At 38.1% G+C, this 24,507-nt stretch carries 23 protein-coding genes and 1 pseudogene; 9 read left to right on the top strand and 15 right to left on the bottom strand.

Features of this window, described 5'->3' with window-relative positions:
• Positions 1–7: 7 nt before the first annotated feature.
• Together HMPREF3263_RS03025 and HMPREF3263_RS03020 are read right to left on the bottom strand one after the other, a co-directional pair.
• Positions 8–2,137: an HsdM family class I SAM-dependent methyltransferase gene (locus tag HMPREF3263_RS03025; RefSeq protein WP_005698725.1), complete on the bottom strand. Its 2,130-nt coding sequence runs from the start codon at positions 2,135–2,137 to the stop codon at positions 8–10.
• A 130-nt stretch (positions 2,138–2,267) separates the two neighbouring features.
• Complete coding sequence (locus tag HMPREF3263_RS03020; RefSeq protein ID WP_032827365.1) at positions 2,268–2,600, bottom strand: helix-turn-helix domain-containing protein; 333 nt, start codon at positions 2,598–2,600, stop codon at positions 2,268–2,270.
• Positions 2,601–2,731: 131 nt separating this feature from the next.
• Between HMPREF3263_RS03020 and HMPREF3263_RS03015 the strand changes: the two genes are divergently transcribed.
• Both HMPREF3263_RS03015 and HMPREF3263_RS03010 read left to right on the top strand, forming a co-directional pair.
• Positions 2,732–3,769 (top strand): IS1595 family transposase, encoded by a 1,038-nt coding sequence (locus HMPREF3263_RS03015; protein WP_005699614.1) that lies wholly within the window; start codon positions 2,732–2,734, stop codon positions 3,767–3,769.
• A 4-nt stretch (positions 3,770–3,773) separates the two neighbouring features.
• Positions 3,774–4,196 (top strand): hypothetical protein, encoded by a 423-nt coding sequence (locus HMPREF3263_RS03010; RefSeq protein WP_005699622.1) that lies wholly within the window; start codon positions 3,774–3,776, stop codon positions 4,194–4,196.
• A 28-nt stretch (positions 4,197–4,224) separates the two neighbouring features.
• Here HMPREF3263_RS03010 and HMPREF3263_RS03005 read toward each other — a convergent pair whose 3' ends face one another.
• The 13 genes from HMPREF3263_RS03005 to HMPREF3263_RS02945 form a co-directional block, all read right to left on the bottom strand.
• Positions 4,225–4,722 (bottom strand): hypothetical protein, encoded by a 498-nt coding sequence (locus tag HMPREF3263_RS03005; RefSeq protein ID WP_005699609.1) that lies wholly within the window; start codon positions 4,720–4,722, stop codon positions 4,225–4,227.
• Between the two features lie 124 nt (positions 4,723–4,846).
• Complete coding sequence (locus tag HMPREF3263_RS03000) at positions 4,847–6,874, bottom strand: BCCT family transporter (protein ID WP_005698056.1); 2,028 nt, start codon at positions 6,872–6,874, stop codon at positions 4,847–4,849.
• 273 nt (positions 6,875–7,147) lie between these two features.
• Positions 7,148–7,966, bottom strand: a complete 819-nt coding sequence (locus HMPREF3263_RS02995) for a hypothetical protein (RefSeq protein ID WP_005699612.1) — start codon at positions 7,964–7,966, stop codon at positions 7,148–7,150.
• Between the two features lie 82 nt (positions 7,967–8,048).
• Positions 8,049–9,200, bottom strand: coding sequence for a tRNA 2-thiouridine(34) synthase MnmA (gene mnmA, locus HMPREF3263_RS02990; protein WP_005698113.1), 1,152 nt, complete (start codon positions 9,198–9,200; stop codon positions 8,049–8,051).
• Positions 9,201–9,320: 120 nt separating this feature from the next.
• Positions 9,321–9,581 (bottom strand): (Na+)-NQR maturation NqrM, encoded by a 261-nt coding sequence (gene nqrM, locus HMPREF3263_RS02985; protein ID WP_005697994.1) that lies wholly within the window; start codon positions 9,579–9,581, stop codon positions 9,321–9,323.
• A gap of 2 nt (positions 9,582–9,583) precedes the next feature.
• Positions 9,584–10,624: an FAD:protein FMN transferase gene (locus HMPREF3263_RS02980; protein ID WP_005698110.1), complete on the bottom strand. Its 1,041-nt coding sequence runs from the start codon at positions 10,622–10,624 to the stop codon at positions 9,584–9,586.
• 132 nt (positions 10,625–10,756) lie between these two features.
• Positions 10,757–11,992, bottom strand: a complete 1,236-nt coding sequence (gene nqrF / locus HMPREF3263_RS02975) for an NADH:ubiquinone reductase (Na(+)-transporting) subunit F (RefSeq protein ID WP_005698140.1) — start codon at positions 11,990–11,992, stop codon at positions 10,757–10,759.
• A gap of 10 nt (positions 11,993–12,002) precedes the next feature.
• Entirely contained in the window at positions 12,003–12,599 is a 597-nt protein-coding gene (gene nqrE / locus HMPREF3263_RS02970; RefSeq protein ID WP_005695377.1) for an NADH:ubiquinone reductase (Na(+)-transporting) subunit E, read from the bottom strand.
• Positions 12,600–12,602: 3 nt separating this feature from the next.
• Positions 12,603–13,232: an NADH:ubiquinone reductase (Na(+)-transporting) subunit D gene (locus HMPREF3263_RS02965; RefSeq protein ID WP_005698154.1), complete on the bottom strand. Its 630-nt coding sequence runs from the start codon at positions 13,230–13,232 to the stop codon at positions 12,603–12,605.
• Positions 13,232–14,023: a Na(+)-translocating NADH-quinone reductase subunit C gene (locus tag HMPREF3263_RS02960; RefSeq protein WP_005698023.1), complete on the bottom strand. Its 792-nt coding sequence runs from the start codon at positions 14,021–14,023 to the stop codon at positions 13,232–13,234. The genes HMPREF3263_RS02965 and HMPREF3263_RS02960 overlap by 1 nt, the downstream gene beginning before the upstream one ends.
• A complete protein-coding gene (locus HMPREF3263_RS02955; protein ID WP_005698039.1) occupies positions 14,016–15,251 on the bottom strand; it encodes an NADH:ubiquinone reductase (Na(+)-transporting) subunit B in 1,236 nt (411 codons plus the stop codon). The genes HMPREF3263_RS02960 and HMPREF3263_RS02955 overlap by 8 nt, the downstream gene beginning before the upstream one ends.
• Positions 15,252–15,253: 2 nt before the next feature.
• Positions 15,254–16,597 (bottom strand): Na(+)-translocating NADH-quinone reductase subunit A, encoded by a 1,344-nt coding sequence (locus tag HMPREF3263_RS02950; RefSeq protein WP_070852938.1) that lies wholly within the window; start codon positions 16,595–16,597, stop codon positions 15,254–15,256.
• A 399-nt stretch (positions 16,598–16,996) separates the two neighbouring features.
• The gene (locus HMPREF3263_RS02945; protein WP_014064159.1) at positions 16,997–17,308 is read right to left on the bottom strand and encodes a BolA family protein; all 312 of its coding nucleotides are present in this window, start codon (positions 17,306–17,308) and stop codon (positions 16,997–16,999) included.
• A gap of 84 nt (positions 17,309–17,392) precedes the next feature.
• Here HMPREF3263_RS02945 and HMPREF3263_RS02940 point away from each other — a divergent pair, with 84 nt between their 5' ends.
• The 7 genes and pseudogenes from HMPREF3263_RS02940 to holA all read left to right on the top strand — a co-directional run bounded on the left by HMPREF3263_RS02940 (position 17,393) and on the right by holA (position 24,496).
• Positions 17,393–17,992 carry a YajG family lipoprotein gene (locus HMPREF3263_RS02940; protein ID WP_070852937.1) on the top strand — a complete coding sequence of 200 codons (600 nt, stop codon included), beginning with the start codon at positions 17,393–17,395 and terminating at the stop codon, positions 17,990–17,992.
• 312 nt (positions 17,993–18,304) lie between these two features.
• Positions 18,305–19,252, top strand: coding sequence for a magnesium/cobalt transporter CorA (gene corA / locus HMPREF3263_RS02935; protein ID WP_070776148.1), 948 nt, complete (start codon positions 18,305–18,307; stop codon positions 19,250–19,252).
• Positions 19,252–19,796, top strand: a pseudogene (locus HMPREF3263_RS02930) (YggT family protein). The gene corA and the pseudogene HMPREF3263_RS02930 overlap by 1 nt, the downstream one beginning before the upstream one ends.
• Before the next feature lie 77 nt (positions 19,797–19,873).
• Positions 19,874–20,161: a DUF167 family protein YggU gene (gene yggU / locus HMPREF3263_RS02925; protein ID WP_049371702.1), complete on the top strand. Its 288-nt coding sequence runs from the start codon at positions 19,874–19,876 to the stop codon at positions 20,159–20,161.
• A 118-nt stretch (positions 20,162–20,279) separates the two neighbouring features.
• Complete coding sequence (gene leuS, locus HMPREF3263_RS02920) at positions 20,280–22,868, top strand: leucine--tRNA ligase (protein WP_070852936.1); 2,589 nt, start codon at positions 20,280–20,282, stop codon at positions 22,866–22,868.
• 87 nt (positions 22,869–22,955) lie between these two features.
• Complete coding sequence (gene lptE, locus HMPREF3263_RS02915; RefSeq protein ID WP_049379879.1) at positions 22,956–23,459, top strand: LPS-assembly lipoprotein LptE; 504 nt, start codon at positions 22,956–22,958, stop codon at positions 23,457–23,459.
• Positions 23,459–24,496 carry a DNA polymerase III subunit delta gene (holA, locus tag HMPREF3263_RS02910; RefSeq protein ID WP_065285571.1) on the top strand — a complete coding sequence of 346 codons (1,038 nt, stop codon included), beginning with the start codon at positions 23,459–23,461 and terminating at the stop codon, positions 24,494–24,496. The genes lptE and holA overlap by 1 nt, the downstream gene beginning before the upstream one ends.
• Positions 24,497–24,507: the final 11 nt, after the last annotated feature.

The following is a 24,507-nucleotide window of genomic DNA, read 5'->3' as shown; positions in this document are numbered from 1 at the left end:
TTCCCCACTAATCTAAAAATAGTTCTTTTAGTTCTTCTTCTTGGAAAAGACACCAATCTTTAAATTTTTTGATGTTTTCTGAGAAATCTTCATTTAAAACTTGATCCCCAGTTGTTGGATCTATTACAGTTTCAAAAGTTTCCAAATCTAGCTTATAATTCTTCTCAAATATAACATTTCTATCTGATGTTCTTTTTGTATATCCGACATTATCTATTTCTGATGTGAAAATTTCATAGTCAGATTTTATCAATTTTTTAAGAGAATATTGATTTTTAGGTTTATACCCTATAATAATAGTCGTATTCACTCCTGTTTCTGCAAAAATATTACTTGGAAGGTCAAATAATGCAACCAATCTTACTTTCTCAAGTAACCATTCTCTAACAAATTCAAAGTTTTTGTTTGATGCTATAGAATTACTTATAATTATTCCAAATCTACCACCATCTTTTATGCTTCTCACTGCATTTTCTAAAAAAACCACACCTAAATCTAAACCATCTTTAGGGTTAGTTTCTATGTATCTATCATAAGTCTCATAAAATTTAGCAACTCTTATATCTTCGGCAGAAGATAAATTTAGACTCCTTCCTTTACCAAATGGTGGGTTAGTTAAAATAATGTCATACTTCATTAATTCTGTTTGATCTACCCAATTATCCCAATTCCCAGATTCATGATATTTAGGATTTAATTTTACTAATTTTTTTTCAATGCTTAATTTTTGATCTATAGAGCCTTTGTCTGACGCCCAAAAAATGTTTGCATTACCATCTCCATTAAGTAGCATATTTAATTGAGCTAATATAGTCATATTATGATCATTATCAATTCCAAACAAATTACTATCATTTAACTTAAAGTTTGAATTGACATAACTAACAGATAGAAAGTCTGATATACCACAACAAGGATCGCAAACAGACTCATCTCTTTTAGGGTTTATTAATTTTACAATAAAATCAATAATAGGAATTGGAGTTAAAAATTGTGCATTTTCAGCTTTCTTAAATTTAGTCGCAAAATTATAAAAAACAAGTTGATATAAATCACTTTTTTCTGAACGTGTAAATGAATATTTCTGGAATTCTTTAACAATAACTTGAGAAACTCTAATCTTTCTAGGGTTTTTCCAATCAATAGAATGCTCTGACAATATATTAATATATTGTTTCTTCGCTAAATCAAAAATATTTTTTAATCTAGTAATAAAAGCTTGAACTTCTTCAGTTGAAATATCACTATTTACCATCAATTCATTTTCTGAAATAAAGAAATCTAGATCTTGTCCATATTTATCAGAACGATGTTCATCATAAATTTTTAATGATAACAACTGTATTAGGAGGATATATCCTTCTTCATTAAAAAGAGAGTCCTCAGTAAGCTGTCTAAGGATTTTATTTAGAGAATCTGATAAGTTTTTATCTGATATTCTATCAATTATATCTAAATCATTAACTTTTAAATTTCCTCCTTTTATATCAACGCCTAGTATTTTCTTTTCTAATTCAGAATAAGATGGTATTAAATAGTAAGGATCTGTTATTTCTAATTGGTATTGTTCTAATATTCTTTGACTTTTTTCAAAATTTTTCCCATTATCATATCTTGAAATTACACCATCAACCTTTTTGAAAAGATATAATCTCCCAAAATTATAATATATACCCAGTGTAAAATTAGAATCAGACTCTTTTATTGTTGCTTTAATTTGAGAATTAAATACTTGTTCAATCCGCTTGTTATCTTCATCTTTAAACTCAATCATTACTATTGCATTTTTTCTTAGACGATCTAATGCTGATTGATCTTTCTTGTCTCTATATAGTTTATAATCATCAATCCAATTCTTATTATTGAATATTACAGCGTCAATCTTAATCGGAGCTGAGTTAATATTTCCTTTTGGAAAATAAATCTCAGTTCCTATATAATCTTTTGAGAATAGCCCAGAATCAATTATAGAATAAATAAATTCCCATTTATAATATTCTTCATTAAACTCATTGTTTTCCCTTCTTAAATTAATTTTTTCTATCCAATTACCATCAACTGTAACAATAGATCTCTCTAAATAATTTTTATTAGAATACTCATTCTTCCATTTTAATCTTGATTCAGAAAAACTCATTTTAAACCTCCAATTTTTCTTGAAGGCTCAAAATAAAATGAAATACTAGGCTTGTAGGCTTGTAGGCTTGTAGGCTTGTAGGCTTGTAGGGACATTTTTGTTCCTTATTGAGTTAGTGTCAAATTAGTATTTATTGTTTTTCTGATATTTCTTTAAAAGAAATAGCAAAGGCATCCTTTAAATTTTCAGGCATAGTACGATAGTCTGCAATCAGTTTTTCTTCTTGCTCTGAGATAGTATTTTTTAGCGTTACAGCTTGAAACATTTCACCTTCACCACTCACAAGCCAGTTCAAATTCACTCCTGCTTTAGCTATGCCTGACATTCCTTCTGCATTAGGCTCACGTTCACCACCGATATAACCTTGCATCGTACGATAAGCTATTCCTGCCTGCTCTGCAAAATCTGTAATTTTCCAATTTTTAGCTTCACATACTTGTCTTAATCTTTCTGATATACACATTTGAGCGTTCCATTTTCAATTTATAATTGACAAATTACGCAAGTGAGCGTATATTTGTTTTAAATTCAAACGCATTTTATCACGTTTGAGCATATTTAAAATCTCTATTAACATAAATTTTAAACAAGACGATGACTCAGCATTTCTTACTTTCTAGCAAAGCTCGCTCGCTTTCCTCTTACGAGATTGCACAACTCTCAGAAGAGGAAGCGTATGATTTGCTTTGTGAATTAAGATGGGGTGGAAAAGAGTTTATCACTTGTCCTAAATGTGGGGTACAACACAAGCCTTATTATATTTCTACACGCAAACAATGGCGTTGCAAATATTGTAATCATACTTTCAGCGTCACTTCTGGCACCATTTTTGCCAATCGCAAGAAACCGATTAAGGTTTATCTCTATGCTTTAATGGAGTGGGTAAATGCCGTCAAAGGCTTATCTTCCCTTCAATTAGCGCGTAATGCAAAACTTAATCCTCGCACGGCATTTGTTTTATCACATAAATTCCGCAAGGCGTTATTAGAAAGTCGTGATATGAAACCCCTTTCAGGTGTAGTGGATATGGACGGTACTTATGTTCATCCTGCACCACGTAAAGCAAATAAGAAATCTGACCGCATTGACTATCGCTTAAAGGAAAATCAGAATCCTGATAAACGTTGTGTAATGGTTGCACGTGAGCATTATTCACCAGAAGAAAAAGCCAGTAATGTGCTGCATTGTGGGGCAAAACGCTCTCACGTTTTTGTGGCGCATACGGAATCGCAATCGGTAGTGAAAAGTTTTGCCGATAAATTTATTAAACCGAATACGCAAATCAATACCGATGAAAGCACTGCTTATGATGTCTTGTTGCCTTACTATAACTTGAGAACTGTAAACCATAAGGAAGAATATCGCAGTGATTTGGGCGTAACGAACAATCAGGCAGAAAGTTTATTCAGTCGTTTCAAACGTATGTACTACGGACAAGTTCACCGTATCAGTAACGAATACTTACTCAACTATGCGAATGAAATTGCCTACCGTGAGGACAATCGCCGTACCTCAAATAAAGCGCAGTTTATTGATGTATTAAGTCGATGTTTGAAAACCACCAACGATAACAATGAATGGTGTGGTTATTGGCAACGAAAAATTATTCATCAAGAAGTGATTTGGCAGTAGATATATGGCATATAACCTAGATAAGAAACTCAAAGAATTTGAGTTTGAACGTAAACAGGTATTACATCATCTCGCGTTACTTGATGCGAACATTGCCACATTAAAACGTGCTATTGAGCTTACTCAACAGGAAAGTGATGTAGCCCTTTATAATACGGACAACTTTGTGTACCGTTCCAAATATAAGCTCTTTAAAGGGAAAATTCGTAAATACATCGTGCAAATGATGCGAGAAGTACCCAATAAAGCCTTTACAATTGCCGAACTCACGCAGCGCATTTTCGATATTGAACAAAATCCTGACACGCCATCTGAAAAGCATCTTGATTCCGTTCGTAAACAACTGAATGAGTTTTATAAAAGAGAATGGATTAATAGAGTTCAAATCAGCCGAAATGAGGTTCACTGGCAATGGAAACAAAAATAGCGGTATTTCTACCGCTACTTATCCATTTTTACTCAAGAGGTTTTAATCGCCATTCAGAACGCCTGAAAAATCTTCGCTTTAGTGTCCGTTTATGTAATTCAACTTCTTTCCGTTCAATAATTCCTTTCTTATACAGTTCTTTCAATACCCGAGCAACAGCTAATTTATGTTCTATTTGGGGTAGAGGATAATTTTTGCCAGTGTCTAATTCCAACGCCGCCTCTGTAATAAAGTATAATGTTTTCCAACTATCACTTTGCTTTAATACTCTTGCAACCAACAATTGAAGATTTTGCTTAAACAATCGAGGTTTTATTAGCCTTGAAACATTGAATTGTGTTTTGATTTGCCTTAAATCGAAATTGGGTTCAATGTATATCAAGGTATTCTCAAAACAAAGTATTTTATCCTCTAAATCTGATTTCTGTTGTTTTAATTGATCAAGTTGATGTTCAAGAATTGCTTTTTCTTTATAGCTACTTTCGATTAATTTGGTAAGTTGAGAAATAAGGTGGGATTCTGCCATAATAAAAATCTCCATTGAGTTAAACTTTCAATGGAGATTCTAGTATTTTCAAGCGGTTAGGTCTTTGTGCAACTGCTACATAATACCGAAAAAATAAGGCATTTTCAACCGCACTTTAGTCTTATTATTCAGCCAGTTCTGTTTGCTCGTGTGCCATCAATTCTTGACCCACATCGTCTAGTAAACTTAAGTAGCGTTCATAATGTTTCAACATATCAGCAATCAATTCATCTTGATCCATATATTGCACATCATAACCTACTCGACCATCAAAGAAATAAGTATATGGCTCATAGGTCATACTATGTTGGATATGTGGCAAGTTATCGTCATTAATTAATTGCTCTGACACCTCACGACCGATAGATTTCACCCCATACATAAAGTCTCGCATCAAATCTTTCTGAATGACTAACTCGACTGCAGGTTCATCTTGATCAAATAACGTGTTAATTTGCACGCTCAAGTCATATTTGCCAATCAACTCTTGACGTAATTCGCGCATAGCCGGTAATACCGTATGTTTAAGGAAACGTAAAATATCTTTTTCTTGTGTTTGGTTCATCATTTGTTCCAAACGTTCTTTCCACTTATCTCCCGTCCAGAAAATACTGGTTGGATTAACTTTAGTATCAAAATATTTTTTATCTGCATTCAAGCCTTTCCATAAACTAAAGCACATCAGTAACATCAACATCGCAAAAGGTAACGCCACCAACAAGGTCATTGTCTGCAGATTTGCTAACCCCCCCGCTTGCATCAAAACAATCGCGACAACTGACATTAAAATCCCCCACATCATTGCTTGCCAACGAGGTGCAACAAGGCTTTTATCACGTGATGCAATGTTATTTAAGACATAAATACCCGAATCCGCAGAAGTGATAAAGAATAAAGAAATCACCACTAAGCTGACTAGGCCAGTCACGCTGGAAAATGGTAAATAATCCAAGAATTTAAAAAGTAATGTCTCAGGCGAGGAAATCATTTGCCCTAATATACCTGCAGCTTCACCATTATTTAACCAAATGGCCGTATTACCAAATACGGTGAACCACAAGATACCGAACATACTAGGAATGACTAATACGCCAAAAATAAATTCGCGAATTGTGCGCCCTTTCGAAATACGAGCAATAAATAAACCGACAAATGGCGCCCAAGAACACCACCATGCCCAATAAAGAATTGTCCAACCGCTAAACCAATCTATATGTTCTTGTTCATAGACATAGGTTTTGAAGCTTAATTGTACTAGGTTGCTGAGATAAGTTCCGATGTTATCGCTAAAAGCAGATAACAAATAAAGTGTTGGACCAGCCACTAATACAAAAATTAACAAACATAAAGCCAATGTTAAATTTAACTCACTTAAAATTTTCACCCCCTTTCCAACTCCAGAAATAGCGGAAAATGTGGCTAAACTCATTACGACGGCAATCACGACAATTTGCAAGCTGAAGCTATTTTCACTAATCCAGCCTAATTGATGTAAACCTGCCCCCAATTGAGAAGCACCAAAACCTAACGTTGTGATAATACCGAATAAGGTGGCAAGTAATGCCATAATGTCAATAAGATCGCCTAACTTACCATTAATACGCTCTTTCAATAGTGGATAGAAACAAGAACGTAATGCCAAAGGCAGTTTGTAGCGAAATCCAAAGTAAGCCAATGCTAACGCAATCATGCCATACACGGACCAAGCATGAATCCCCCAGTGGAATAAGGTGTGTAACAAGGCTTCTTGCTGCTTATGCTGTGCGCTACCAGTGGTAATGTCAGATAAGTAATGCGTTAACGGCTCCGCGACACCAAAGAACATCAACCCGACTCCCATACCGGCAGCAAATAACATTGCTAACCAAGAGAGGAAACCGAATTCAGGCTCTTCTTCATCATTGCCCAATTTGATATTACCTAGACTACTAACTGATAAAATGACTAAAAAGCCCAAAAACACTGAGAATGCTAAGACGTAAAACCAACTAAAGTTAGCAAAAATGCCCGATTTGGCGGTATTTAATAAAGTTTGCGTTTGTTCCGGTGCGATTAAAATCATCGCGACGAGTAACACCACAAAAAATAATGTTGCGCCAATCACTAAAGGATTGAACGATGTTTGCCTTTCCATAAATTTAGATAAAAACAATGCTTTCCCCTTAAAAATTAAGTGAATAAAAATAAAATCAGATTAAATAAAACAAGGCTTTAAGCCCTACATGGTGCGATGGAACCATTGCAAATGACAGCACGGAGAAGTGCGATTTTGAAGGAAACGCTCAGTAGGATTCGAGTGGATTGTTTCCAAATACGAAATTTATATTAGCAAAATATCAGCATTTTTTCAAATTCACGAAAATTGAAATACAATAAAAGAAAAAGTGCGGTCAGAAATTTAGAGATTTTCTGACCGCACTTTAAATTAATAGTATTCATATGAATTTTCAATTATTGAACTCAGATGGTTAACATCATCAAATTGTTCAATCTTCACCATATTACCATACTCATCCACCACATTTTTCCAACGTTTTATAGAAGATATGCTACCATCGCCAAATCCATAAGGCGGAAACTCTTCAAGTTTTATCTGATATCCATTCGCATCAAAAGTTCTCACAATCTTTCCACCATACATGTATTCCGTTTGTTCCACTAATTTGCCATCAATATATTTATTGGTATATTTGGTAGACTCATGATTAAAAAGCTCATTTCTAATTTCTACAAGATTTCCCTGTTCATCATAATGGTGACTATATTTATTCATGCCATTTTCAAGTTTTTCACACCCTTCCTCACAAGACTCATCTTCCGTTTTTTCAATGATGAGTAATCCATTTTTATCATAAGTATTTTCAGATATGAGCCTATCAGGCATACCTTTCGCTTTATACTTATGAATTACTGTCAATGAATTATCAGCATTCGTGTGATAAAGATATTCGATAGCATCATTATCACCTTCTATAAAAGATTTAATCAAACGTCCTTTTTCATCATACACAAAGTTTTGTATCTGAGCGAAGTTCCCTAAGGTTTCTTCTTTAGTTTTAAATCCTTGCGGATTAAAAAAAGTAATCTTATGCTCCAAAATGGAAGAATCCTTGGGATCGATCAATTTCATTTCCCATTTTTTTACAGGACCTTTCAAATTTAACAAGGCTAAGTCTGTTTTTATTTGTGCCAAAATAACCGTAGAGAATAAGGTCAGGATACATCCGAATATAATACGTCGCATAAAAAACTCCAATTAGCAAAATAATTAAAAAGTGCGGTCAGAAAAACTATTGAATTTCTGACCGCACTTTATTGAATATTGATTAAATTCGTTCTTCGATAATGCCGCCACCCAAGCAGATTTCATCTAGGTAAAACACGGCTGATTGACCTGGTGTAACTGCTGCCTGAGGCTCATCAAAAATCACTCGAATACAATCGTCATCAATCGGCTCAACCAAACAAGCAATATCCGTTTGACGATAGCGCGTTTTCACCGTACAACGGAACGCTTCACGCACGGGTTCACGATTTACCCAATGTAGCTGTTTAGCAATTAAGCCTTTAGAGAACAAGCGTGGATGGTCATGTCCTTGCGCAACAATCAATTCATTGTTTTCGACATCTTTATCCACTACATACCAAGCTTCATCACCAGCATTTTTTAATCCACCAATACCCAGCCCTTTACGCTGTCCTAGAGTATGATACATCAAGCCTTCATGGCGACCAATAATCTCGCCATCCACGGTACGGATGTCACCTGGTTGAGCCGGCAAATAACGCGCTAAGAAATCCTTAAACTTACGCTCACCGATAAAACAAATTCCTGTAGAGTCTTTTTTCTTTGCGGTAATTAAACCTAAATCTTCAGCAATAGCACGTACGATCGGCTTTTCAATTTCGCCTACAGGGAAAAGGCTTTGACCAACCTGATTTTTACTCAACGTGTAAAGGAAATAGCTTTGATCTTTGTTACTATCTAAACCACGCAATAATTCAGCCTGATCATCAGCCCCACGACGACGTACATAATGGCCGGTAGCAATATAGTTAGCGCCCAAATCTTCCGCTGCATATTCCAAGAAAGCTTTAAATTTAATTTCTTTGTTACACAGAATATCGGGATTTGGTGTACGGCCAGCTTTGTATTCTGTTAAGAAATGCTCAAATACGTTATCCCAATATTCCGCGGCAAAATTAATTTTATGCAGTTTAATGCCTAGTTTGTCGCATACTGCCTGCGCATCAGCAAGATCCGCAGCGGCTGTACAATAATCGGTATCATCATCTTCTTCCCAGTTTTTCATAAACAAGCCTTCCACTTGATAGCCTTGCTGTTGAAGAATAAACGCAGAAACGGAGGAATCCACTCCACCAGACATGCCACATATCACTTTTTTAGTGGCATTTTCGGCAAGTTGTTCTGCACTCAAGGGTGCGAAATGTTGATTATAAGTATTTGAAGTTAACATAAGTCTCCCGTAACTTCGGTTAAGGCGAAGCACATTGGTGATAATGATTGAACCATAGCGGAATAACTTCCACCCCATAAATTAAGGTTATTGCACAAAGTGCGGTTAGTTTTAAGTGAATTATTTCACTTCATAAAAGTGCGAGTCATCGTCTTTCTTCGCAAACTTTTGTTCATATTCAGCCTTGGCATTTTCATCACCTGCATCTAATTTTTCTTGCAAGGTATCACAAGGCTTATCGCAATCGCAGGCTTTGGCAATACCTAGTGATGAAAGTCCGCCACAGCTGCCCTTTAAGCTTTGTTTTTTAAAGATAAAGCCCACAGACATTAATACAATAATGGCCACAAAAGCGATTAGGGTAAAAAATAAAGTTTGCATGATTATTCCTTATTTGCGAGTAATTTTTGGAAGGCTGAGGACATTTTCGTTTCAAAGCCTTGTTCGGTTTTCATAATTAAATAAACCGGAATATTCTCTTTCTCGGCCACTTCAAGTGCTTTATTTTCACCGAGTACAAATAAACCTGTAGATAAACCATCAGCCGTCATTGAACTTGGTGCAAGCACGGTAATTGAGGCCAAATGATGCTGAATTGGATAGCCGGTTTTCGGGTCAATTTCATGTGCAAAACGTTGGCCATTTTCCTCAAAATAAATACGGTAATCGCCTGAAGTGGCCATCGCCATATTATTTAAACCAATCACTTCTTGAACGGCTCTTTCACCCGTATTATTCGGTTTTTCAATAGCGATTTGCCACGCTTTATTTTCGGCATTTTTACCTTTTGCACGGATTTCTCCGCCAATTTCCACCATATAGTTTTGCACGTGGTTTTGCTCTAAGACATCCGCAACTTGATCCACGCCAAAACCTTTAGCAATAGACGATAAATCAATATAAATCTGTGGCAAGGCTTTACTTAATGTTGGGGTTTTACCGCTCATATCAAGGTGAATCTTATCAATCCCCACCCAACTTTGACGTTCAGCAAGTTGCTCTGGGGTTGGCTTACGTTCTGGGCGTTTTTCTGGCCCAAAGCCCCATAAATTTACTACAGGCCCGACTGTCACATCCAATGAACCTTCAGTAACCTTATTTAAACGGATCGCTTCTTGTAATACTTTGGCAAAGTCCGCAGAGATTTCAATTGGCGTATTCACTTGTGTATTTTGATTAAAGCGACTTAATTCGGAATCTTTAATGTAAGTGGACATTTTCTGATTCACATCTTTTAAAACTACTTCAATCTGCTCATGTGTTTTTTCAGCATTTTCTTTAACTGAACCGTCATCAATGTAGCGGATATGGTAAGTGGTTCCCATGGTTTTGCCGCTAAGTGAAATAATTTCTGGATCTTTTTTACAAGCACTTAATGAACAAGCCAAGGCAATTGCAATCAATCCGCTTAATATTTTTTTCATCTATTCCTTCCTAAATATATGAATTACAGGCAAACCGACTCTTCCATCAGCTTGCCTGTAATCCATCTTAAATATTGACCGCACTTCATCACAAAGTGCGGTCAGTTTTCATGATGTTTTGATTAACTAAAATCAACCACCGAAGTCATCTAATAAGATGTTTTCATCTTCAACACCGAGGTCTTTCAACATTTTGATTACCGCAGCGTTCATGACTGGAGGTCCACACATGTAGTATTCACAATCTTCTGGTGCTTCATGATTTTTCAAGTAGTTTTCATAAAGTACGTTGTGAATAAAGCCAGTGTAACCTGTCCAGTTATCTTCTGGTAACGGATCAGATAATGCCACGTGCCATGTAAAGTTAGGATTTTCGGCTTGAAGCTGATCAAAATCTTCTACATAGAACATTTCACGTTTAGAGCGTGCACCATACCAGAATGACATTTTACGTTTAGAGTGTAAACGTTTTAATTGGTCAAAGATATGAGAACGCATTGGTGCCATACCTGCACCACCACCGATGAAGACCATTTCGTTATCAGTTTCTTTCGCGAAGAATTCACCGAATGGACCAGAAATTGTCACTTTATCACCTGGTTTTAATGACCAAATGTAAGAAGACATTTGACCTGGAGGCGCATCAGGTTGACGTGGTGGTGGCGTTGCAATACGCACGTTAAGCATAATGATGCCTTTCTCTTCTGGGTATGAAGCCATTGAGTAAGCACGGATAATATGCTCATCCACTTTAGACACATAACGCCATAAATCGTATTTGTCCCAATCTTCGTGGTATTCTTCTGGAATATCAAAATCTTTATAGTAAACCGTATGTGGATCAGCTTCGATTTGGATATAACCACCTGCGCGGAAAGGGACTTCTTCGCCTTCAGGAATCGCTAATTTAAGCTCTTTAATGAAGGTTGCTTTGTTATCATTAGAAATAACGGTACATTCCCATTTTTTCACGCCGAAGATTTCTTCTGGAAGTTCAACGTCCATATTGCCTTTTACATTCACTTGGCAAGCTAAACGATAACCTTCTTTTGCTTCACGTTTATTAATGTGAGAAAGTTCGGTTGGTAGAATTTCACCACCGCCACTTTTTACTTTCACTACACATTGACCACAAGAGCCACCGCCACCACAAGCAGAAGAAACGAAGATACCTTTACTTGCTAATGCACCAAGCAATTTGCCACCAGCAGGTAAAGTGATCGCTTTTTCAGGATCGTCATTAATAGTAATGGTGATATCACCAGAATCCACTAATTTTGATTTAGCGAATAAAATAATCGCAACGAGCACTAAAAGGATAACCGTAAATGCCGCAACACCTAATAATAAAATTGAAGATTCGCTCATTTATGCCTCCTTATAACTGAATACCAGAGAATGACATAAAGCCAAGCGCCATCAAGCCTGCAGTGATAAAGGTAATCCCTAATCCTTTTAAGCCTGCCGGTACATCGGCATATTTCATTTTTTCGGTTAAGCCTGCAAGCGCAACGATTGCTAACATCCAACCAAGCCCTGCACCCACACCGTAAACTGCAGATTCTGCAAACGTGTATTCACGTTGTACCGCAAAAGATACACCACCAAAGATCGCACAGTTTACGGCGATAAGTGGAAGGAAGATACCTAATGCGTTATAAAGTGCTGGGAAGAATTTATCTAAAGTCATTTCAAGAATTTGAACGATACCTGCGATAATCCCGATAAACGTAATAAAGCTTAAGAAGGATAAATCTACCCCTTCAACTAAGGCGCTATCTTTTAACACATGTTCAAACACAAATTGGTTCGCCGGCACAGAAATACCAAGCACCACTGTTACTGCAACCCCTAAGCCGAATGCTGTTGACACTTTTTTCGATACGGCAAGGAAAGTACACATCCCTAGGAAGAAAGAAAGCGCCATATTTTCAATGAAGATCGCCTTCACAAATAGGCTAATATAATGTTCCATTGATTATTTCTCCTGTTGCTCAGGTTTCCACGTTCTTAAGCCCCAAATGATGAAGCCGATAATAAAGAACGCACTTGGTGCAAGAAGGAATAAACCGTTCGGTTGATACCAACCACCATCTTGAATAGTTTGGAATACAGGGAAACCAAATAAACGACCAGAACCGATTAATTCACGTAATGTGGCGACAATTAATAAGATCGCACCATAACCTAAACCATTACCGATACCGTCTACAAAGCTTTCTAACGGTGGAGATTTCATCGCAAACGCTTCTGCACGTCCCATTACGATACAGTTTGTAATGATAAGACCGACGAATACAGAAAGCTGTTTAGATAAACCATAAGCATAAGCTTTTAATACTTGGTCAACCAAGATTACTAAAGATGCGATAATTGCCAGTTGCACAATGATACGGATACTATTTGGAATATAGTTACGAATCAATGAAATGAACAAACTGGAGAAACCGGTTACCAAACTTACCGCAATCGCCATAACGATCGCGGTTTGTAATTGGGTTGTTACCGCTAATGCAGAACAGATACCCAAAATTTGCAAGGCAATCGGGTTATTTTTAACAATAGGATCGAATAAAAGACCTTTTAAGTTTACTTTTGCATCAGCCATTATTTGATTTCTCCTGCTTTAAATTTCGCTAAGAATGGACCAAAGCCATTTTGGCTGAACCAATAATCAAATGAACCTTGAACACCGTTACTGGTTAACGTTGCACCTGATAAACCATCTACACCGTGCTCTTTATCTGCAGCAGAGCTACCTTTGTAGATTTTGAATTTTTGGTTACCTTGTTCATCGAATAATTTTTTATCAACGAACTGTGCTTGCCAACGTGGGTTCGCAATTTCGCCCCCAAGACCAGCTGTTTCACCTTGATCATAGTAAGTAATACCTTTGATGGTATTCGCATCTGGTGCAACAGAAACAAAACCATACATGGTTGACCATAAACCACGGCCATACATTGGTAATACCACTTGGGTTACATTGCCTTGTTCATCTTTTACAAGATAAACACGTGCTTGGTTTGCACGAACCTTGATCCCTGCGTTATCTACCTCAGCTGGGATAGCTTGGCTCTTAGCTGGATCTTTAACGGCATCTTTAGGATCAAATTTATTAATTTCTTCAGCTGAAGCTTGAACGTAATCACCACTTTGCAAATCCACCAAACGTGGTTCAATAAATTTGCTGTAAGTGTCTTTAATTACTGATGCATTATCTTCTTTCATTAAGCCAGCAACAGTTAAAATGTTACGTTGAACGTCGAGTGCTTTTTGTTCATCTTGTTTGGATTTTAATGCTACTGCAGCACCAGAAACCACGATAGAACACACTAAACTTAGCAACACAACAACGGTAACTGTACCGCTAACGCTATCTTTATTAAATTTAGCCATTTGTTCTTGCTCTCCGACGTTTGATATTTGCTTGAACCACGATGTAGTCGAAAATTGGTGCAAATAAGTTTGCAAATAAAATCGCTAACATCATCCCTTCTGGATAAGCTGGGTTCACTGTACGAATTAATACCGCCATCACGCCAATTAACGCACCGTACCACCATTTACCGGTATTGGTAAATGAAGCGGATACAGGATCGGTTGCCATAAAGATCATACCAAGTGCAAAACCACCTAATACAAAGTGCCAATGCCAAGGCATTGAGAACATTTGGTTAGAATCAGAACCGATTAAGTTGAATAAGGTTGCTGTACCAATCATACCGATCATGACACCAGCCATAATGCGCCAAGAAGCAATTCGAGTGAATACAATCACTGCACCACCGATTAATAACGCAAGCGTTGAAACCTCACCCATTGAACCTGGGATATTACCAATGAATGCATCCATCCAAGTAATTGGTTGACCAGTTACGGTGTGTTGTAATGCCGCTTGACCACCTTGAGACCATTGTGAAAGTGCGGTTGCGCCTGAGAAACCATCTGCAGCAGTCCATACTAAGTCACCGGAAATTTGAGCCGGATAAGCGAAGAATAAGAATGCACGACCAGCAAGTGCAGGGTTCATAAAGTTACGACCTACACCACCAAAGATTTCTTTCGCAACCACGATACCAAAGGTGATACCTAGTGCGGCTTGCCATAATGGCAATGTTGGTGGAACGATTAACGCAAATAAAATGGTTGAAACGAACATCCCTTCATTAACTTCATGACCACGTACTACTGAGAACAATAATTCCCAAATTGTACAAACGGTAAATACCACTAAGTAAATTGGTAAGAAGAAGATCGCCCCTAACGCCATTTTTGAGCCCCAAGTTGCATTATTGGTCAAATCTAAACCTAATGAACTTGCAAGCGCATAGTGCCAATCGTTAGCAATTAATTGATCTAAATTGCCTAATTGATTTAAGGCAGGGATAGCTTGGTTACCCACATTGTACATCCCGTAGAAAATCGCAGGGAACAACGCAAGGAAAACCGTAATCATCATACGTTTTGAGTCTAACGCATCACGAACGTGTGTGTTTTTGTGCGTTACCGTACCTGGTGTATAAAGCAAGGTATAAATCGATTCAAAGATCGGATAAAACTTGCTGTATTTACCGCCTGGTAAAAACGCGGGTTCCATTTTTTCAAAAAGATTTTTTAAACCCATTTTTAACCTTCCTTCTCAATCTTATCTAATACTTGACGCAAGATTGAACCGTATTCATATTTGCCCGGGCAAACGAAAGAACATAATGCTAAGTCTTCTTCATCTAATTCAAGACAACCTAACGCTTGTGCGCCATCGGTATCGCCCACGATTAAATCACGTAATAATAATGTCGGTAAAATATCCAACGGCATGACGCGCTCATAGCTACCGATTGGTACCATTGCACGCTCACCACCATTCTCTGCGGTAGTGAAGTTGAATAATTTCTTACCAAAGTGACCTAATACGGTACGGGTAATCGAATATTTGTTCGATTGTGGTGTGATCCAACCTAAGAACTCTTTCTCATTACCTTCTGCAATCACAGAAACTTGTAATGCATAACGACCTAAATAGTCGTGAGCATCTTTTGCTGTTTCACCACAAAGCACAGAACCAGAAATCACACGGTTATTACCGTCTTTTAACTCGCCTGCCGTTAATTGAGAAAGGTTAGCACCGATTACGGTACGAACTAAACGAGGCTCTTTCACTTGCGGACCAGCAAGAGAAATAATGCGTTCTACATAAAGTTCGCCCGTGGTGAATAATTTACCTACAGCAATCACATCTTGGTAATTGATATGCCATACGGTTTTATTCACACCAACTGGATCGATAAAGTGAATATGAGTACCCACTAAACCAGCAGGATGAACACCGCCAAAATCATGTACTTTTAGGTTAGGTAAATCCACGGTCGGGATATTGCTATCACCCGCTTTACATAGATTTAATGGTTTATTTGGGAATAGACGACTTAATACCGTTAAACCGTCAATAAAATCTTGCCAATGCTCTTTTAATACCACCTCTGGATTTGCAGCCAAAGGATTGGTATCCATCGCATTTACAAACAGAGAAGAAGGTTCTGCATCTAAGGCAGGCACTTTGCTGAACGGACGAGTGCGGAACGCTGTCCACAAACCAGATTCAACGAGGTTTTGTTTAACTTGTTCAGAAGAAAGCGTATTGAGCTCATCTGCGTTATATTTAGCGAAAGTAACTTGATCGTTACCTTGCACATCAATGACCACAGATTGTAATACACGTTTTTCGCCACGATTAATTACAGTGATAGTACCACTAGCAGGGGCAGTAAAAACCACTCCAGGGTTTTTCTTATCTTCAAAAAGCACTTGGCCTTTTTTCACGACATCGCCTTCGCGAACCTTCATAGAAGGACGCATACCCACATACTCTTCACCAAGAATCGCAACCTGATTCACAGCGTTACCGCTATGGATTACTTGTGCTGGTTTTCCTGCAATAGGAAGATCCAAGCCTTTTTTGATTGTAATCATACTGTTTGCACTACTTTTCTAGGTTAAAAACACGATTGCGATTAAAGCATATACTCTAAAAGCAATCTCGCGATTGAGCGTGACAGAAAACACTTTTAAGATCAAAGCATTATTAACTGACACATAAATTTAAAAACTCAAATCTATTTAATTCCTCGACGAGTAAGGAATCACTTACACATCCAGAAATTGAAATTCGAAAATTAAAAGCGCCCCATTTTATCTAAAATTGAGCTTTTATGCCACTTTATACCCTTACTTTTTGTGAAATATTTGTGAATATTTCTAAACCAACGTTTATCAAGAATACGGATAAAATGATTTTAAAATAAAAAGAGAGAAGGATAGCCACCTTCTCTCTTCTTATGAAAATCTAATACAGGGAACGTAAGGAAATACTTACTGTCCAACACCAAGACAATTTGGTGATTTTGGAAATGCTTCACCTAGGCTTTCCCATTCGCTTTTTGTATAAAGGTGAAGCGCTAATGCGTGAATGCCATTTTTTAAATCATCGGCAAAAAGTTGGTAAAGTTTTTGGTGGCGCTGCACCTTGCGCATGCCTTCAAAAGCATCGCTGACAATCACTAATTTAAAATGAGAATCAGCTCCTCGACCGGAACTGTGCATATGGCTTTCATTTTCTACGGTGGCAAAGTGCGGTTGAAATTCGGTCTGAATTCTCTCTAATAATTCTTGCTGTTTTGACATAAATAAACTCCCTAACTTTTTGCTATACATTCAGCGTTAAGTTTGTAAGAATAACACAAATTAACCTAATTCAATGAGGAAATTATGAAAGTAACAAACAAAATCAAAGCATTATCAGCAATGACGTTGGCCGCTGCGACATTATTTTTAGCGGGTTGCCAAGCACAATCCAATACCTTAACTTTTGCGCCTCAATCACCGACTGCATCAATGAATATTAACCAATCAGCAGTGGTAACAGTCAATACTCGTGATTCTCGTCCACAACAAGAAATTGCAACTTATACTAAATCAGGTGAGCTTATTAAATTAAACGCATCACCAAGCGTTACTCAACTTTTCCAACAAGTGATGCAACAAAATTTAGTTAGCAAAGGTTTCCGTATTGGGCAAGCTAATAATGCGAATGCGGGTGTAACCGTTGAAGTGAAAGAATTCAATACTCACGTAGATCAAGGTAATTTACGTTATACCTTGAACAGTAAAATTCAAGCGGTTGTTTATGTACAAGGTCCACGCGGACAATACAATAAAACCTTTAATGCGACCCGTTCACAATCTGGCGCATTTAATGCGAGCAATGACGAAATTCAAAAAGTGTTAGGCGAAACCTTCAAAGATATTGTTAATAATATTTATCAAGATCAAGAAGTTACTAACGCAATTAATCAATATACTAATTAATTAAAAGTAATGTGTCCTTTTCAATAATACTTGACGAAAGCGCCTTTCAAGCGTAACATTCGCCCGATTTTTTAACGAGAAGGACACACACTTTGGACAGTCATAGTCGATACCGAATATCGCTTTAGACTCTCGCCTCTTATCAGCGAGAGTTCGCTGGTAATCAATTTACCTTTCTTCGGCATCTTTTATCGAACGAAACCCATTTTTAAAACATACAAAAATTTAACCGCACTTTTCTCTAGTGCTAATTTCGTTTGATCTTTTTTTGTTCACAGTTGGATCTTCATAATCCCAAAAGGAGTATGACCAATGATTAACGCTTTTGCCATTAACGATTCCCGCTTGCTTCGTATTGATGACGAACCAGCCGATCTCAGTTCTGCCATTTGGTTAGATTTGCTGGAGCCGACAGGGGAAGAACGTGAAATGTTGCAAGAAGGCTTAGGACAAAGTCTCGCCTCATTCCTCGAATTGGAAGACATCGAAGCATCTGCACGTTTCTTTGAAGACGAAGACGGCTTACACTTGCACTCATTCTTTTATTGTGAAGATGAAGAAAACTACGCCGACCTCGCAAGCGTGGCATTTACTATTCGTGATGGTCGCCTATTTACCCTGCGTGATCGCGAATTGCCGGCATTCCGTTTATATCGTATGCGTTCTCGTAGCCAGCGCTTATTCGAATGTAATGCGTATGAAGTCTTACTCGACTTATTTGAAACCAAAATTGAGCAATTAGCGGATGTTATCGAAAACGTTTATGCAGATTTGGAAAAATTAAGTCGCGTGATTTTAAATGGCACGCAAGATGAAGCTTTCGATGAAGCTTTAAATACCTTAACAGAACAAGAAGATACCAGTTCTAAAGTGCGTTTGTGTTTGATGGATACACAACGTGCATTGGGTTTCTTGGTGCGTAAAACACGCTTGCCGCCAAACCAGTTAGAACAAGCACGAGAAATCTTACGAGATATTGAATCCTTGCAACCGCATAATGAGTCTTTGTTCCAAAAAGTAAACTTTTTAATGCAGGCGGCAATGGGTTACATTAATATTGAGCAGAATAAAATCATGAAATTCTTCTCGGTGGTGTCGGTGATGTTCCTACCGGCAACACTTGTGGCATCTACTTACGGGATGAACTTTGAATTTATGCCGGAGATCCATTTTAAATATGGTTACCCAATGGCTATTGGATTAATGATTGGTGCGGCGCTTACGCCTTATATCTATTTTAAACGGAAGGGTTGGTTATAATGGAAATTTCCCAAACTGCATTATTTTTAGGATCGATTATCGATCTGTATTGTTTAGTGTTAATTTTACGCGTATGGTTACCATTAGCGAATGTAGATTACTACAATCCTATTTCTCAATTTACACTGAAATTTACCCAACCGGTTATTGCACCATTGCGTAAAGTTTTTCCTGCGGTGAAAAAAGTGGAAACCGCTGCACTGGTTTTAGCCTTCTTGCTTTGCGGACTAAAATCGATTCTCTTTGGCGGATTAAATCTCAGTCTCTTCTTACTATTGGGCATACTAGGGCTGATCAAAAATATCGGTGTGGCTATTTTCTATGTATTAATCGCCGGTGCAATTTTAAGTTGGTTTAATCGTGGCAATAATCCTGCATTCTATGCGTTATATCAACTTACCGAACCCTTGTTGAAACCAATTAAACGCATTTTACCAACTGTGGGCGTGATTGATTTTCACCGATGGTTATCGCCATTGTTCTATTATTTTTGAATAATCTCTTTTACGACTACTTCCAGGTTTTATGGGCAATCGCCGCTTAAAGTGCGGTCAAAAATAACATTATTTTTTGGGCTGGATTTTCCAGCCCTTATTGTAAATGTGGTGAGTAAATTTAGTTATGTCAGCAATCGAACAAACACCTGAAGGGCTACGTCTTAAAATTATTCTGCAACCCAAAGCCAGTAAAGATCAAATCGTGGGATTGCATGATGATGAACTTAAGATCGCGATCACCGCACCACCTGTTGATGGTCAAGCCAATGCTCACTTACTGAAATTTTTGAGTAAAGCATTCAAAGTACCTAAAAGCTCAATAGTTCTTGAAAAAGGTGAATTAAACCGACATAAACAAGTTTGGATTCCTTCGCCTAAATTAATTCCATCTGAAATTCAAAATCTCTTATAAAATCAGCAAAAAAATCACCGCACTTTCTACCAATTTTCCCTGTTTTACGCTATCCTATATCACATTTTACAAATCAAAACATACCGCAAAGTGCGGTCAAAATTTAAGGTGATTTTCTATGCAACAACATTACCGTCCCGATTTGATTGAACCTGCAGTTCAACAATATTGGGCTGAAAATAAAGTCTTCAAAGCAATCAAAGATACGTCTAAAGAAAAATATTACTGCCTTTCTATGTTCCCTTACCCATCTGGTCGTTTACACATGGGCCACGTGCGTAACTACACGATCGGTGATGTGGTTTCTCGTTATCAACGTATGAACGGCAAAAACGTATTACAGCCAATTGGTTGGGATGCATTCGGTTTGCCGGCTGAAGGTGCTGCGATTAAAAATAAAACCGCGCCCGCAAAATGGACTTACGAAAACATTGAATACATGAAAAAACAGCTCAAAATGTTGGGCTTTGGTTATGACTGGGATCGCGAAATTGCGACCTGCCGTCCAGAATACTACAAATGGGAACAATGGTTCTTCACCGAGCTTTATAAAAAAGGCTTAGTTTACAAAAAAACCTCAACTGTAAACTGGTGTCCGAACGATGAAACCGTATTGGCTAACGAACAGGTGCACGAAGGTTGCTGCTGGCGTTGTGATACTCCGGTCGAACAAAAAGAAATCCCACAATGGTTCATTAAAATCACCGACTATGCAGAACAATTATTAAGTGGATTAGACCAACTTCCACAATGGCCAGACATGGTAAAAACCATGCAACGTAACTGGATTGGCCGTTCTGAAGGGGTAGAAATTACTTTTGATGTGGCAGATACCGCAGAAAAAGTTGCGGTTTATACGACCCGTCCAGATACCTTCTATGGTGTAAGTTATTTAGGTATTGCAGCAGCGCACCCATTAGCCGACTTAGCGGCAGAAAAGAATCCTGAATTAGCAGAATTTATCCGTGAAGCGAAAAATGCCAAAGTGGCAGAAGCAGACCTTGCCACGATGGAGAAAAAAGGGATGGCAACTGGCTTATTCGCTATTCATCCATTAACCGGTGAAAAATTACCAATTTGGGTCGCTAACTTTGTATTAATGCATTACGGTACTGGTGCAGTCATGGCGGTTCCAGCACATGACCAACGTGACTTTGAATTTGCTCAAAAATACGATTTACCAATTAAACAAGTGATCGCACCGCTTGCGGATGAAGAAATTGATTTAACCAAACAAGCTTTCGTTGAGCACGGTAAATTAGTGAACTCTGCTGAGTTTGATGGTTTGGATTTTGATGGCGCATTCAACGGTATCGCAGACAAATTAGAAAAATTAGGCGTAGGTAAACGCCAAGTTAATTATCGTTTACGTGACTGGGGCGTTTCTCGTCAACGTTATTGGGGTGCACCAATTCCAATGCTGACCTTGCCAAACGGTGAAACCGTACCAGCACCAATCGAAGATTTACCGATTATTCTGCCTGAAGATGTGGTCATGGATGGCGTGAAAAGCCCAATTAAAGCCGATCCAAACTGGGCGAAAACCACCTTCAACGGTGAGCCTGCATTAAAAGAAACCGATACCTTTGATACCTTTATGGAATCTTCTTGGTACTACGCACGCTACACTTCACCAAGCTATGCAGAAGGCATGTTGGATAAAGAGGAAGCTAATTACTGGTTACCGGTGGATCAGTATATCGGCGGTATTGAGCACGCGACAATGCACTTGCTCTACTTCCGTTTCTTCCACAAATTATTGCGTGATGCAGGTTTCGTAACGAGCGATGAGCCGGCACAAAAATTATTATGCCAAGGCATGGTGTTAGCTGATGCGTTTTACTATACCAGCCCGACTAACGAGCGTATTTGGGTGAGCCCAACGCAAGTGACTCTTGAGCGTGATGAAAAAGGTCGAATCATCAAAGCAACTGATCCGGAAGGCCGTGAATTGGTACATACTGGTATGACTAAAATGTCGAAATCCAAAAACAACGGTATCGACCCACAAGAGATGGTGGAAAAATACGGTGCAGATACTGTGCGTCTATTTATGATGTTCGCGTCTCCTGCAGAAATGACGCTTGAATGGCAAGAATCCGGCGTAGAAGGTGCGAAACGTTTCTTAGGTCGCGTATGGAATTTAGTGTATGAATACAGCCAAAATCCTGCAAAAACCGCTTTAGATGTGACCGCACTTTCTGCAGGCCAAAAAGCACTTCGCCGCGATGTGCATAAAACGATCGCGAAAGTAAGCGATGATATTGGTCGCCGTCAGACTTTCAATACCGCTATCGCGGCAGTAATGGAGTTAATGAATAAATTAACTCGTGCACCATTAGAAAGCGAACAAGATCGTGCGGTTATGGCAGAAGCATTAAGTGCTGTCGTGCGTATGCTTTACCCAATCACACCACATATCTGCTTTGAGTTATGGAAAGCTTTAGGTAACGAAAGCAATATCGACCATGCAGAATGGGTGAAAGCTGATGAAGCAGCGATGGTAGAAGATGAAAAACTTATCGTGGTGCAAGTCAACGGTAAAGTACGTGGTAAAGTGACTGTTGCAGCTGATGCGGATGAAGAAACCGTGAAAACAGTTGCATTTGCAGATGAAAATGTGAAGAAATTTACTGACGATACACAAATCGTGAAAGTGATTTATGTGCCAGGTAAATTGTTAAATGTGGTGGTTAAACCGCAATAATCCATAAAATAACCGCATTTTATTCTAAGTGTTGCATAAACGACTCTTAAACAAAATAAAGTGCGGTGAATTTTACAGGTAATTTTTATGATGAAATCAATCAAAACGCTCTGCTTAGTTGGGGCGACAGCCTTTTTAACTGCTTGTGGTTGGCACTTCGATAATGGTGCTGCTGTTCCTGCAGAATTAAAAACAATGGCTCTTGAAAGTAGCGACCCATACAGTGAAATGTCAATGGCAATGCGTAAGCAACTGCTTAGCAACAACGTAAACCTTGTTCCTGCAAAACAAGGTGTGCCAGTGTTGCGTTTAAATAAACAGACTTCAAGCGATAAAGTGGCGTCAGTCTTTAAACAAGGCCGTGAAGCAGAGAAAGTATTGACCCTTGATGTTGAAGCAAGTGTACGTTTAGCAAACGGAGAAACCTATCCAATCTCTGCAAAAATCAACCGCACTTTCTTTGATAACTCACGTGCTGCATTAGCAAAATCAGCTGAACGTGATGTGATTTGGAATGATATGCGCGAACAAGCGGCTCGCCAATTAATTAATAAAATGGCCGCCTTGCAACATCAAGTTCAAGGAAAATAATGAATCGCATTTTTCCTGAGCAACTGGCCTCTAACCTGAACAGCCATTTAGCAAAAGTCTATTTTTTGGTTGGGACAGATCCCCTGTTGCTCAGTGAAAGTGAAGATCTCATTCATCAAGCAGCCCTTCTTCAAGGTTTTGATGAAAAAAATCAAATCACCATAGATACTAATACTGACTGGCCTGCATTAATTGAGGCCAGCCAATCTATGGGGCTCTTCTTTAATAAGCAAATTTTCATTCTCAATTTACCCGAAAATTTAACCGCACTTTTGCAGAAAAACCTTCAGCAATTTATTAGTGGATTAAATGAAGATAGCTTGCTTGTTCTCACCTTGACTAAATTGTCTAAAGCAGCCGAAAAACAAGAGTGGTTTATTCAGGCAAATCAACTTGAGCTACAAGCTGTTATTGTTAACTGCCAAACACCGAATTCAGAACAACTTTCTCGTTGGGTGAAGCATCGTACAAAAAACATGGGGTTATCAGCGGATGAGGAAGCCGTTCAACTACTTTGTTATAGCTATGAAAATAATCTACTGGCATTGAAACAAGCATTACAGCTTTTAGATTTGCTTTATCCTGATCACAAACTCACGTATAACCGCGTTAAATCAGTCGTAGAGCAATCTTCTGTCTTTACCCCTTTCCAATGGATTGATGCATTGTTATCAGGCAAAGCAAACCGCTCAAAGCGAATTTTGCGAGGTTTACAAGCTGAAGATGTGCAACCCGTTATTTTATTGCGTACTTTACAACGTGAACTGGTCACCTTGTTAGAATTAACAAAACCACAGCTACGCAATCCATCTCTTCAAACGAGTTTGTCTACACAGACACTCAAAGCGGATTTTGACCGTCTCAAAGTTTGGCAGAATCGTCGTCATCTTTATACAGCAGCGATACAACGACTCACCTATCAAAAGCTCTTTGAAATATTGCAAGAATTGGCAGATATTGAGCGCATAACCAAACAAGAATATGGCCAAGACGTATGGGTAAAATTGGCAGACTTATCGGTTAAAATTTGTTTATAAAAAAATCTCGG

This window comes from Haemophilus sp. HMSC61B11, assembly GCF_001838615.1.
Classification (GTDB): domain Bacteria; phylum Pseudomonadota; class Gammaproteobacteria; order Enterobacterales; family Pasteurellaceae; genus Haemophilus_D; species Haemophilus_D parainfluenzae_AD.
The sequence above is the reverse complement of the archived record's forward strand: the minus strand, read 5'-3'. Positions and strand labels throughout refer to the sequence as shown.